This window comes from Sphingobacterium sp. UBA7253, from assembly GCF_002472745.1.
GTDB classification, from domain to species: domain Bacteria; phylum Bacteroidota; class Bacteroidia; order Sphingobacteriales; family Sphingobacteriaceae; genus Sphingobacterium; species Sphingobacterium siyangense.
This window is the reverse complement of sequence record NZ_DKSP01000108.1, coordinates 1-14,430: the sequence shown is the minus strand read 5'-3', so window position 1 is coordinate 14,430 and position 14,430 is coordinate 1. Positions and strand designations below refer to the sequence as shown.

The 14,430-nt window shown below is 39.3% G+C and carries 8 protein-coding genes; all 8 read right to left on the bottom strand.

The window, feature by feature from the left end; translation table 11 throughout:
* Positions 1 to 10: 10 nt before the first annotated feature.
* The 8 genes from B2X72_RS10460 to B2X72_RS10425 are packed head-to-tail and all read right to left on the bottom strand — an operon-like array spanning position 11 to position 13,874.
* The gene (locus B2X72_RS10460) at positions 11 to 1,627 is read right to left on the bottom strand and encodes a DUF5008 domain-containing protein (RefSeq protein ID WP_286849527.1); all 1,617 of its coding nucleotides are present in this window, start codon (positions 1,625 to 1,627) and stop codon (positions 11 to 13) included.
* Between the two features lie 36 nt (positions 1,628 to 1,663).
* Entirely contained in the window at positions 1,664 to 2,425 is a 762-nt protein-coding gene (locus B2X72_RS10455) for a fasciclin domain-containing protein (RefSeq protein WP_201666718.1), read from the bottom strand.
* Between the two features lie 11 nt (positions 2,426 to 2,436).
* A complete protein-coding gene (locus B2X72_RS10450) occupies positions 2,437 to 3,984 on the bottom strand; it encodes a RagB/SusD family nutrient uptake outer membrane protein (RefSeq protein WP_120333020.1) in 1,548 nt (515 codons plus the stop codon).
* A 12-nt stretch (positions 3,985 to 3,996) separates the two neighbouring features.
* Positions 3,997 to 7,155 (bottom strand): SusC/RagA family TonB-linked outer membrane protein, encoded by a 3,159-nt coding sequence (locus B2X72_RS10445; protein WP_286849524.1) that lies wholly within the window; start codon positions 7,153 to 7,155, stop codon positions 3,997 to 3,999.
* 11 nt (positions 7,156 to 7,166) lie between these two features.
* Positions 7,167 to 8,276, bottom strand: coding sequence for a DUF5007 domain-containing protein (locus tag B2X72_RS10440; protein WP_286732210.1), 1,110 nt, complete (start codon positions 8,274 to 8,276; stop codon positions 7,167 to 7,169).
* A 21-nt stretch (positions 8,277 to 8,297) separates the two neighbouring features.
* The gene (locus B2X72_RS10435) at positions 8,298 to 9,404 is read right to left on the bottom strand and encodes a fasciclin domain-containing protein (protein WP_120333017.1); all 1,107 of its coding nucleotides are present in this window, start codon (positions 9,402 to 9,404) and stop codon (positions 8,298 to 8,300) included.
* 11 nt (positions 9,405 to 9,415) lie between these two features.
* Entirely contained in the window at positions 9,416 to 10,930 is a 1,515-nt protein-coding gene (locus B2X72_RS10430; protein WP_286849521.1) for a RagB/SusD family nutrient uptake outer membrane protein, read from the bottom strand.
* A 10-nt stretch (positions 10,931 to 10,940) separates the two neighbouring features.
* Positions 10,941 to 13,874, bottom strand: a complete 2,934-nt coding sequence (locus tag B2X72_RS10425) for a SusC/RagA family TonB-linked outer membrane protein (protein WP_286849520.1) — start codon at positions 13,872 to 13,874, stop codon at positions 10,941 to 10,943.
* Positions 13,875 to 14,430 lie beyond the last annotated feature (556 nt).

The window sequence follows — 14,430 nt, the reverse complement described above, 5'->3', positions numbered from 1 at the left end:
AAAATTTAAGTTACTGTTCCAATTTAATTCGAATCAGATTATGTACTTCTTCATTATTAAATCGGCTAAAAAAGCCCATCAAAAGTAATGCGCGTTTTCCATCTTCTGTTTTTGTCTCGACAACTTTATTGATAAAGCCAGAGAAATAACCAGAAGTATTATAATCTCCATTCAATTCTCCATTGGAATTCAGGATCATAAAGCCATTTCGGGCAATATTACTGTAGCGTGCAAAATCTCCCGAAACGACAACTAAACCATCATTTAATTGCATCGCATAGAAAGGACTTCCTCCTTCAAAAGTTTTGGCCTGGAAACTTTGGTCCACTGTTCCATTTGCATTCAACATAACAACTTTTATTGCAGCTACACCGTTGTATTTACTAAAATCTCCAACAACCATATATTTATTCGTGACATTATTGTAAGTAACCGAAGACACATTGTAGTCCGCTCCAACTCCACCAGGGTTAAATGTAGCATCTAATGTTCCATCAGCATTTAACCGTGTTATATATCCTGCGGATTGTCCATCAAATCTATTGAAAGAACCATAAGCTAAAATTTTCCCCTTTAAAGCCCCACTATTATGATAAACAGTTGCTACAGATCCATTTCCACCAGCCATTGCTTTGCCATCTGCCCCAAACCTAAAAGACTTATCCAGTGAACCATCGAGATTCAATCGGGCGATATGCCTGATTTCTGTACTATCCAAAATAACGGTATCTCTTGTCTCAAGCCGATTTGGTTTATCATAGGTGCGATGAATGTAATATCTAAAATTTCCTGTCGCTAAGATTTTTCCTTCAGACTCATAAATATTTCCAATATTTCCATCAAACCCGCCATTAAATGTCGGATAATACTTTAGTGTATCTGTTTGCCCAGGGCGTCGGAATGGTTTAATGCCCATTGTATCGATAGCTCCTGTTGTATAAATTCGTGTCAGATTGCTGATATCTGAATTACGCTGCCCATACCCCGAAAAAGAACCTGCCAAAAAATAGTAATTCCCCAATTTTAAGATGCTATTTAGCGAATTATTGGCGCCAGTACCTATACGAAAGCTTGCATCATACGTTCCATCTGCAAAAGTTCTGACGAGACGATTAATTGGCCGGATCGATCCTTTATTATTATAATTTGTAAAGGACCCTGTAAAGATCATTTTACCATCTTCCAAAAAAAGAACATCAGACACGGTATTATTTGTTCCTACCCCCACTTGAAAAGTTGGATCTATAGATACATTTCCTAAAACCGTAAATTGTGGTCCAAAAAATACAATATCGTCAATTGCAACAGAAAGCACTCCCGTACTAGCAAAAGGCGGAACCTTAAGCTTTACGTAATCTGCTGTTAACTCGACAATCTGTGCTTTCTCGCCGTTAAATCGGATGATAGCTTTATCTTTATATTTATCTAACCCCTTAATCCGCATGATGGTCTCAACTCCCGTTTTACCCGATTCTGGTTGCATTTTATCGGTTGGATTGATTTCTATATCCAAAGGCGGTAGCCCTTCCTCATAAGGAGCTGAAAACATCTTATTATTCTTATTGCATCCCAAAAAAAGAGCAATAACAAACAACAGGGCTGTAAATTTCCAAATCGTATTGTACATAACTTTCATAATTTAAACTACAACTGGTTATTGTTATTAACGCTTACTTTCTAATATATCCCATAGAATATCGCTCTGATTGAACCCAAACTGAGCTTTGGTATAATCGATTACATGAACAACGCCATTATCCGGTTGAATATCTGATGAAGCGACCGGACATGACCGCCATTCATTTGGCCTACTGATATCTGGAATATAGGAGATATACAATTGTCGGTACCCCATATATTTCAACCGGGTGATATTGTTTTTATCAGAATCATTTATTGCATCGTTATAGACAACTCCAATATTGGAAACTGTATTTGCAAATGAGGTGTAATTTTGTCCTTTATAGACATTTAGTAAATCAAAATCGATCTGGGGATAGTCCATTAATTTTCGTTTTCCATTAAACATATAACGCAGTAAATACTTACGCCAAATCGCACTATCTACATCTGCCAATGTTTTGATGGTATCTCGCCCTAAATTATAAAGTAACCAATTAACACTTGACTGATCGATACTGGAATTTGATTTCGCTCGACCAATCAACCTCTTTATATTTTCATCCCTCGGTGCAAAAAAAGTAAATTCCTTGGTCTTAAAATCTTCTTCCAGACCTGCCAGCCTAATAATTTTGGCGATCGAATCAAATTCCCTTGGTTTTGAATCCAGGTAATCTATAATGGAGCCATCAAATTTTGCCTGCGCCAATCCGCCATCTTTGTAATATGCATCCTTTTTGCATGATCCCAGGCCAAACAGTAACATCGTTATGAAGGCATATCCTATAATCTTAGCTTGTCTCATAATAAACTGATTTAATTTCCTCCTGTCCAATAATCGTTCAACACGATTTTTGAATTAAAATTTTTAGCTGAAGCATCCAAAGGCCAAGTCCACGCACGACGGTTATACTGATCAATTGTCATGGGATTCATGGTCCATTGTGGATTTAGTATTCTTCGGGTCCGGATCAGATCAAAGTATCTTGCCCCTTCTCCAATCAATTCACGACAACGCTCTTCGAAAATAAAATTCTTAAGATCTGTACCACCACCAGCATAGCGAGGGGCTTCAGCCCGATCCCGAACAATATTAAGTACTGTGATTGCCTCAGCCTCACGTGCAGCACCTAAATTAGCTAGCGCCTCCGCTTCTAATAGCAGCGCATCAGCATAACGAAATATCATAAATGTATTATCCGGATTAGAGTCTTCATTTCCCGACGCAAAGACATTGGCTGCAAATTTCTTCAAAACAAATAATCCATCATTCGCATACATATCCTCATACCAAAGCTCTTTTCGCTTATCTGCAGGACCATTTAGCGGATAAATCCTGTACATGAAAATGGAGGAATAATAAGCAATGCTGAATTGCTGGTTATAACGAGGAAACTTATATGGCCAACGTAAAAAATGATCCCATAAAGGCGCATATGCATTGTTCTGATCATCGTAATTGATCGTCCGGTAGAATTCGAACAGCGACTCCTCCGTACGTCCTTTTGAGACTTTAGCCCACTCCTCGGGGGTTAGTTTGTACAGATGGTGAACGCCACTAGCACGCAACTCTTTACCTAAGCTAGCCACACTTTCATAATACTTCGTTGCATTTGAAGAATCAAAATTCGCATTCCACATCTTCATGTGCATCAACAAAGCGATAATGCTTCCCCGGCTTGCTCGGGCCCCGCGCTGTGATGACTCCCCAAAAGTCCATGGCATAATATCTTTAACAGATTCTAAGTCGGCAATACTTTTGCTAATTACAGAAACCATATCCTCGCGTGGAAGTTGCTTTGCGAAGTATGCATCGGTATAATAAACCACATCGCCATATAGACGAACCATCCAAAAGTAACTTAAACAACGCATAAAAGTGGCTTCAGCTTTATAGCGATCTTTATCCGAAGCAGATAAGCCTGGAATTCCCTCTTCCAATTTGGAGATTAAAATATTACAACTCTGAATTACCTTATAATAAGTATCCCAAATAGAAACCTTATACATGGCATAACCTTGGGAACGACCGCCACTCAGTGTATTGTTATACACGGCATTCATGTTATTTGTTCCTAAGTCGCGAAGTATCATGCGATCCGTTCCAGCTGTAGGGGAGGGAAAAATTTCTCCCGACCTCGCCTCGCCAATGGCACCGATTACCCATGACTCGTTCAGTTTTTCAAAAAATTGACTGTAGATACGTGCTATATTTGCTTCTACATCCTCCTTTGACTGATAGAAATTGTTGCCCGTAAGCCTGTCGATCGGCTCCACCGTCAGAAATTTCTTACAGCCCATCATTACGGTTGTACATAGACATATGACAAACGCTATTCTTCCTATATTTCTTTTTATTTTCATAATACAGCTCGATTAGAAATCAATATTGACACCAACATTATATTGCCTAGGTACAGGGTAACCACCAGAAGCATCCCTACCCATCGTGCTTACATTTTCGGGATTAGGTCCACTGTACTTGGAGAATGTGTTTATATTTTCAGCCGAAACATATACCCGTAGACGCTCAAGTCCATATCTTCTGATAGCATTTTTTGTAAACATGTAAGACAGCGTAACACTATTTAACTTAAAATAAGACCCATCTTCAGCCCAAAGATCTTGATCCATCCGAAACGGGTTAACACTTGAGTATCTTCTGAAATCGTAAGCATAAGGATACTTCGCAATATCGCCGGGTTTCATCCACATATTAACATCATCTAATGGAACCACTGCTCTATCACCATAGGGATCGCTCATCAATTGCAGTCGCTCGGCAAGTGCATTGTTCAAGATGGTGCGTTTTGCCGTATAGGACGCATATAAGTTCAAACCAAATGATCCGAGAGTTTCATGATTGTAATTAAAATTAAATTGCATACCGCCAGTAATCAATGGTTGAGAATTCCCGGTGCGGGCATAGTCATTTTCATCTAAAACATAGTTACCATCTAAATCTGCAAAAATGGGATCACCCGCCTGAAATTCTGTACCATTGGCCATTCGATAACGTCGTCCAGTCGCTGGATCAACCGGTACATCTGCATCTGTGCTGTATACGCCTCTATTTAATAACATGTAGTTGGACATCGTTGAGGTTCCCACTCTAAAAACAACGTGTTGCTTATATTTGTCATTATTTTCCCAACGAACAAATTGCCCACCATAGTGCTCAGGTAGTTTTAACAAAACATCTCGGTTATAGGCTCCGTTTACCCCTATGGACATGGTAAAACGACCTTCGGTCAAAGGCCTTAACATAACAGATAACTCATGTCCATAATTGGCAATGGCAGCCGAGTTGCTATTTACCTTTTCAAAGCCGAGCGACGAAGAAAGTAGTTCTTCAAATAGAATATTGTTTACTTTCTTATAATACGTATCATAAGTCAATTCAAATCTATTTTGAAAGAAAGCGAGGTCCAAACCTAAGTTATACTGGCTTGTTGTTGTCGGTTTTAGATCAGGATTTGGAATTTGCTCATAATTGATTCCGATGCCTATCTTATCATTATAGCTTCCTGCAATATCGTATTTTCCGTAAACGCGCTCCAAGGTACTATTCGGCATAACATTCACCCCCCAGCTGGTTCGAATGGAGAGCAAATTAATCCAGTCCACATCTCTCAAGAAATTCTCATGATAGGCATTCCATCGAAGACCAACAGCAGGATTTTTGGTATACAGGTTTCCAAATCCATTCTGTGACGACCCATCCATTCTGTAAGAGAGGTCTACCACATACTTCTTCATGTAATCGTAAGTCCCAGCGATTGCAAAAGATAATCCTCTTTCTTTTCCGAATCCACGGCGCAATAATCCTCCTCCTTTGGAAAAATAGCCATCAAATCCAAGCGGTCCTTCAAATTGATCATTTGGTGTACGGGCCTGTAAGGTTGCATTCGCTTGTTTTTCCAAGGTCCGAATCTCATTGAATAGATTGAAAAATACGGTATGCTTTTCATTAAACGTGTGACTATAATTGATAGAGTTCCTATTATACAATGAATTGTATCGACCATAATAAGCATAAACTTGTGCAAATTGACCATTTGCTGCCGCCGGTGTAAACGTGTTTTCATTATCGGAAGTAGACTCATAACTCATTGTTGTTGTTGCCCGCAAACCCGGAATAATTTCATAAGATGCTTCAATGAAAGGCTTGATCGATTTAGACGAATTATCATTTCGGGTCTTCAATGCTGAATTATATCCTGAGGATGCCAGATAAAAAGACGGACCAGGCAACAACGTTGATGCCATCCCGTTTGTTGCCACACCAGATTGTAAAATACCTAACCCGTTCCCCTTACTTTTAGAGCCAAGTGAAGCACTTATCTGCGCTGTAAACTTAAATTTCTCGTTGGGATAATATTCAAATCGCATATTGGTCATATAGCGATCAAAACCCGTATTTTTGATGATACCATTTTCATTATAATAATTCAGGTTCGCCTTATAGTTTAACTTCTGGTTCCCACCATCAATTGCGACATTATGCGTTTGGTTGTAGGTTGTCGCATAAAATAGGTCCTGCCAATTGGTTGAATTATTATAATAAGCGTTCAAACTATCCGATAACATGGGTGTTTGTGAAATTCGGTCCAGGTCATCCTGCGACAACGCATTTCCGTAGATCTGCAATAGTTTTAAACGGCGTTCTAGATTTCCTCCCAAAGTTGGACGTAACTGGGGTGGGGTTTTCAGGAAGAAATTTCCCGTATACCTTACTCTGGGAACCTCAGAATTACCACGTTTCGTATTGATAATGATCACACCATAGGCAGCCAACGATCCATATAGCGATGTAGCCTGCGCATCTTTAAGCACCTCTATACTTTCTATATCCTCAGGAGGAATTAATGACAATGGACTGATTCCTGGCCCCTGCTGGCTTAATCCAAGTTCATTGGCTCTATCCGCATCCATTGGTACGCCATCGATCACATATAACGGTGAGGTGGGGGTCAGAAATGACTGATCACCGCTACCTGTCACACTGATTGTCGAAAGTCCACGGATCTGTGTGGATCCTCTAAATCCCGGTGCTCCGGTATTTACCTGTATATTTAACCCTGCGACCTTGCCTTGAAGCAAATTTTCTACATTCGCCGATGGAATATCTTGAATTTCTTTTCCACTGATCTTAGTCGAGGACCCTGTAGTTGTCTCTCTTGGACGCTTCACATACCCCCTAACAACAACTTCATCCATTTGATTATCGATCTCCTTCAATTGAACGACTACATTTCTGTCGGCCTTCACAGTCATCGTAGTTCCATCATAACCAATTAATCTAAAGGCAACGGAAGTTCCGGTTGCCGTTGTTAAGCTAAATGCCCCCGAGGAATTTGTCGAAGTTGCTTCCTTTCCAGATTTGCCAAAACGTACTGTTACACCCGCCAGCGGCCTCCCTTTATTATCTGTTACCTTACCAGACATAATGACCGTCTGCGCAAAAACCTTTGTAGAAAGAAACACACACAATATCAACAGCATGCAGCTGTTATAAAATATCTTAAATTGCATAACTTTTTCAATTATTCATTATCAAAACGTGGATTCTCCCTTTGAAAATGGAAAACAATCTCCCAATCTCCTTTGGTAAAAATTTTAAAATTCAACCCAAAATTGGCCGTAATTAAACCGCCGCCAAATCCCTTTCTGGAATAGGAAAAATCGACCTTTGCACTGTTCCCATTGCTATACTTTGTTGGGAAACTTGTTAAGGGAATTGGATAAGCTACATCATATTGCACATAAGCAGACGTTTTTTTCATGTTGAAACCATGTACCAGTTCATTCCACTTTGTTTCATTAAAACTATCCGGATTTATCGGTTCTCCATTTTTATTCAAAAAGACAAAGCGCAAATTATGTCCATTTCCTCCAGTAAATCTGCGGATATAGACAACCAGATCTTTAAACTGATCATCCGTGCGTAATAACTGATTGGAAGATTCCCCATACACCCCATTCATGTAGGAAGGCCATATATAGCTTTTCTTGTTTGGATTTTTAGGGTCATTTGGATCAGGTGCAGTTTCGCCATTATATGGATTTTTATCCGAATAAGGTTCATAGTCCTGAACACGCCATGGCAGGATCATAAAATCCTTGATCACTGTAGACCCACCCGAATTGGAGACCTTTAGATCAAAATATCGTATATTCTGCACCAGATCTATACTGTCTTTTGAGCGCGGCTCGATCAGCTCGTTTGTCGAAGAATTCCACAAAATAAAGCTACCTGTAGAATCTACCTCAAAAAGAGGTCGATACACCAACTGGCGCTTGGCCTCAATTTCTTCCAGGTTCTTTTCAGTACCATCGTAGCGGGATATCCACCGATAGACAGGTTTTACTTCGAAAAGGTCCTTGTAGGGGCGTCCATCACCATAACGGGGATTAACAATCTCAAATCGTAGCGGTGTGGTCGAATGATCGGTATTAATATTCCCCATCAGTGAGGTTCTTCCCAAGATGGGATAAAAAGATTTTCCGTCGTAAGTCAAGTTGACACTTAAAAATTCCTTTTCATCAGGTAAATTGTAAAGCTTTTTACATCCATTTAAGCCGACGCACATCAAGATGAGCAGTCCCAAGTTGCATGTCTTATTTATTGTGTTAAATTTTCTAGCAATTTTCATGTCCATACATTCTTAAATTGGTTATTGATTACGATTCATTGTCCAATCTGCCAGCTGGAAATCGTTACCACCGTACATACGTGCAATATTCAAACGATAAGCTTTGTACGTCTTCGTATTTGTAAAAAAGAATACGCGCAATTGAAACCTCTCGTCAAACTCCTCCCCTTGTCGAGAGTCCAATAAGATCCATTTCCCACTTTCTCCATCAAGTCCCTGTAAAGTCCAGTCTGTTGGATCTCGGTCTTGAATATCATTAGCTGAGCGGAGTGTGTAACTGTTGGCAAGTACTTCGACAGGAAAATCCCATTGCAGATAGAACTGCCCAGGACTTGATAAAAAGAATTTTGTTTCTGGATTACCATCGAATACATATTTTGATGCTTCTACTGCATTGGGCCCACCTGAAGTTTCTTTCGATGCAGAGCCCTGTCCTTTGAATTTTATGAAAAGATTTTCTGGCGGTGGGATGTAAATGATCTGACTAACAAATTTGTTAAATCCAAATACATGGTCTGGGTTCAACACATGAACAACGGCATTATCTGTCTGGATATTTAACGAACTGGTTTCAGTCGTTACCCAGTTACGATTGAAAACAGATCTTCTTGTATCGGACAGGTCAACAATCGTAGGGCCGCCATTCATATAGCCAGATGAAGATTGTTTATTCAGCCCAATATGCATTGGATAGCCATAGCGAATTCCCAATACATCCTTTCCATCCTGACTATTAAGGGAATCACTCGCAATTTTTCCTTGGATAATATATTGGCATAACAAAGAATCCAGTATTTCATACTTGACCGAATTCAGGTATTGTGCAGGCTTGTCAGACACACTCAATGTATTATTCAGGTTTTGAATAGCCAATTGAAAATTGGCATTCGTTAGCGCAAACAGTGTTACTGTACTATCTTCCAGTTTCTTTTGGAGACCGATTCTATCGATGACCTTAACCAAAGAGTCATACACACCAGGTTTACTTTTAAGGTAGCTATATAAATTGCCTTTAAACACCGGCTCCTGGGATATGGGCGAATAATAGCCTTTATCCTTGGCACAAGCATACAGCAGGGCTGTCATTAAGAGTGCATATACACCACGTACAAATAGGTTATTTCTCATAATTAACTCCTTTACTTCCAATAAGCATTTTGTTCTATCAACTTATTTTGTGTTAGAATCTCTCGAGCAATTGGCCAATAGATTCCATCATTGGCTATCAACTGTGCCAACTGAGGATTATCATGTTTTATCTTCTCCCGCCGAATCATATCATACCAGCGGTGCCCTTCACCCATCAATTCTCTCTTTCGTTCTAAAAAAATGGCATCTACCAGATCTCCATTTGTCGTTTCACTATAAACTTTAAGCCCCCTTCGTTCCCTAATCTCATTTAGAAGTTCAATGGCCGTAGATTTTTCACCCAACACGGCTAAAGATTCCGCCCGCAAAAGCGTAATATCTTCCAAACGTGTGAGCACTGTCGCACTGGTAAAAATGCGAAAAGTAGGATCGGAAGAACCTCCCATGATACACTTGATTTTACTAAAGATGGGGTATTTCCCATTGAAATTCCGGAAATACACTTCTGTGGTTGGGGCTCCAAGTGTATCAATGCTAAACCGTTGGTCCTTCTTCTCGTTGAATGTTTTTAAAATCGTTTCTTTAGGCATATAAATATCTGGCACCGACTTGTTGACAACAGGAGCAGCCAGTGTCAATTCTTCAATATGCCCTGTAAACGATGCCTCCACATGGGCCCATATGTAAGGAAATGAGAACATCTGCTCGGACCGTTTCTCAAAGAAAAATCCATTGCCCTCCGTTAAAAACGAAGTAGACAAATAATAGGCACCTCCTTTACTATAATTATCCATCACAAATTGTGAATAAGAAGCCGCATCAGCATAATTGGCTTGCCATGCCGCCAAATGTGCGAGAATAGCATAGACAGAAAGTTTCCTAACCAAAGCACCATTCCATCGTGAAGAGGCCTCATTGTAATAGTTGCCAATTTGCTGTTCATCACCGGTACTATAGGAATAAGGCAATAATTGCGCGGCATCATACATTTCTTTTTCAATCCAAGCATACAGTTTTAACCGATCTTCCTTGGGCTTATTCTCAAAATTTCCGTCATGGGAAGTTAGTATTAGGGGTACATCCCCCCAAATACGGACCATATTAAAATAAGCGTAAGCACGTAGAAATCGAGCCTGAGCAACATCTACTACCAAATTATTTTCGGTGTAGCGCATGTCTTTTTCTCTTACTCCCGATGCACGCTCCATAAAAATATTAGCGGCATTAACTACCGCAAACCACCTTCTCCAATTCGATAATGCATTCAGCGATTCATAATTCGCTTTGAGGTCATTCTTAATAATTGCTTTGAGATCCTGCCGATTAGGGCTTTCGAAATCTCCTGACCGAACTTCTCCATAAAGCCAATAAGCATTATTGTCGTCCAAAGCCGCTTTGGTTAAACCATAAATTCCCATCAAACCTGCACGCGTATCCTCCAAAGTATTCCACATGTTCTCTTCCTTGACCGTACGAGAGGAGTCTATATCCAGCATTTTCTTACAGCCTCCCAGAAGCAATAAGAAAAGTAATAAAACACTCAGTATGAGGTGATATCTTTTCATTTCTTTACGTTTAAAAGTCAACTTTTATTCCTAGCGTATAAATTCGTGGGATCCTCATCTTTGACCCAATATCATAACCTGTATAATCTACGATCTCAGGATCAACACCACTATAAGATGTAATCGTAGCAACATTGTTAGCAGACACATAGGCATACGCGTTTTTAATGGCCTGAGTTCGTCCCGCCAAAAGAGAAGTTAAGTTATAGCCCAAAGTGATCGCTCTTATTTTAACAAATGAAGCATTCTCTAAGAAAAGATCTTGATCGGCCTGATAAGCTATAACAGTACTCCAGGGGTTATATAGTGGATATTTACTGTAATCACCCCTTTTTTCCCAATACGTAATCTCTTTGATAGCATCTAGATTTTTCGCCCCTTCATTATTGATAAAATCAAACCGATTGGCCATTTCTTGGTTAATGAGTTGTCGACCAATATTGTAGTACATATTGATCCCCAGGTCCCATTTTCCAAACACAAAATTGTTATACCAATTACCAAATACAGCAGGTAACCGATGGCCTTGCAATTTCCGATCCTCATCATTGATCGTATTGTCGCCATTTCGATCTGTCCAAATCGGATCACCCGCACGTAACTGGATCGCATTGTAGGTCATTCCCTGAGGGACCTCTGCATCAGTCCTGTAAATACCTTCATTAGCAAGTAGCCAATACTGGTCTAATGGCTTGCCGACCTCCAAAAGATTATTCCCTATCACGAGTCGATCTAGACCATTAGGCAATGCCTTTAATTTATTTTGATTATGGGATACATTCAGCGCCGTAGACCATTTAAAATTATCGGATTGAACCGGATCAAGCCCAACAGTCAATTCAGCACCTATATTCTGCACATTCATTCCTGCTGCATAGCTTGATTTATAGCCATATTCGCTGTAAGATGGGATGTTAATCAACTGGTTTTTTGTCTGTTTCACATAGACATCAAGTGAAACATGAAAATTTTTCTTCTGAGTGGCATAATCCAGGCCCAGATTGCCTTGGTCTATGTAGGCCCAAGGAATATTGTACCCAACCCATCCCGACTCATAAGGTCTTACCAACCCTGCAATCGCATTATAACCAGCGATAAGCTGATTACCCGTAAAGCCCATTTGAGCGACATAATTGGGACCTTGTGCAAAATCATCAAACACATTGTTCAAGCCAATACGTCCAACACTGAAACGAGCAGTAAGGTCTTTCAGACTAGTATTGGTATTAAAATAACTATTCTTGATATTCCAATTTATAGACATTGAAGGCGTAAAAATCCAGCGAGCATCCGGTTGTGCATTGGAAGATCCATCAGAACGCAGTAAGAGCGACGTCTCAACCTTATCGCCATAGTTATAGGTCGCTTTTCCATAAAATGAGACCAGGTTATGACGAATTCGATCTAAAAACTTAAATATAAGTGCCTTAGGATATGCAGTAGCTTCGAGATAATTTGATTTAAGCGCATCATCTTCCAACAGATTCACCTTAATGAAATCATTCACGCCCTTATAAGCATAAGCATAGTTGTAGCGATAGGTATCCCATTGCAAACTATTGCCGACCAATAGATTTACCTTATTCTTTTCATTAATATTCCAATCATAAAAAGCCTTATTGTCAAATACAGCCCGCTGATTATAGCCATAGTAGTTAGAAGCAAAATTATTGGATTCCAACAGCTTACTATGATAGAATTGGTCCCTATAGCCCTCATTATAATCGAGCATTCCTGTCGAAAGAAAATGAAAATTTCCAAAATCAAACTGCAGCTTTCCGTACCCCTGAACAACGTTCGTCTTGTTGTTATCAAAACCTTTTTTATAATAACTTAAATACTCATTATAGACCTCCTTATTGGGCGACAAGGGGGCCGACAGATCCGGAAAATAGGCTAACTGGGCAAACCTATCCCGCAGATTCAGGTTACGATTACGATCGAGCCGAGCTATATTTGCCTGCATGGAGAACGTCAGCCAAGTCATCGGCCGCATATTCAACCCAAACAAAGCATAATATTTATTCAATTTAACCTGATCAGCCACGCCTTTATCCTGTGTTGAGCCCGCTGCAAATTGAAAATTTGCACGTGGCCCACCACCTGATAAATTTGCATTCAAATTGTAAACTAAACCACTATTGTAATAAGAGTCCGTCCAATCGGATTTTCCAAAATAATTCATGTTGAGCGAGTCGCTTAAATACACAGGGTATGAATCGCCGTCATTATATTTGCCATTGGAGGTATACAGATCATAAAACTGCTTTCTGAATTTATTTTCGTATTCACCATTAATTGTTGTGACATGTGGACGCTCGGCCAAACCTGTATACATATTGACCGCTATCCGGTTGCTTTTATCCGCTTTATACTCTTTCGTACGAACAACTATAGCTCCGTTTGCAGCGTTAGGACCATACATCGCAATCGCGGCAACATCTTTTAATACTTCAATAGACTTAACCATATCTATATTAATATTCGCTAATAAATTGGTAGCTGGGCCAATACGCTCTAGGTTATAGGTTTGAACGGCATAAGCAAAGGGGTGTTCTCCAACCAAAGGAACTCCGTCCACAACAACTAATGGCTGATTCTGAAATACGTCGATATCAGAGAACAATGGCCTCGAAATACCACGAAAATACATTGGCTGCTTGGTACCCGATTCCCCGGAGGGTTCAGTTACATAAAGCCCAGTATTATTTCCTTTTAGGTATTGTGCTAAGGAAGAGTAAGGTAATAACGCCTGTTTTTTTATTTCTATTGGATTTACTTGGCTAGTCTTAATCTGAAATATTGAATCCAATTTTGAAGTTCCAATCTGAAGCTTAAGACTATCGGATGGTGATAACACCTTATCTTGACCAAAAGCAAAAGAATAACAGGCACAGGACCACCCTAAAAGAATAAGCCTATCCAAATACCTTTTTTTTATCATGTGCATATGAATGATATATAATTAGGTTATTTTTACTTTTCTACTATAACTGGTTAAAATCACCTCAAAAAAGAGATGATAATTCATTGATTTTTCGGGATAGGAAAATTGGTCGATTCCCATCCAAAATTGATATTATGCAGTATCAAATAGGATTAACATCATAATTTAAGGTTTTAAGTTTAAAATATAAAAACGTTTTAGCATAACACAACATAATGAAATGTCAAAACGATTCGGTTTGCTTAATTGGTCAGCACTAATCTCTCTTGTTTATATTGAAGATATATAGAAAAATGAGAAAAAAAAATTATCAGTGAAATTTTCTTTATTTGCTAAACTGGTTTAGTTATTAACATTAAGCAATTTATGGCTTAAAAACTGGTTTTTTACGTAGAAAAAATATGATTTTGCTAAAATACTACACTGAATTAATTTTTTTTCCAATTGTAACTTTCTCGCCGATTGACAACTATAAACGAATTGATAACCTAGCTATTAATTGAATACCAAGCTGATAGAATTATCCCTTCAGGGTCAAGACATAAAAAGAAAA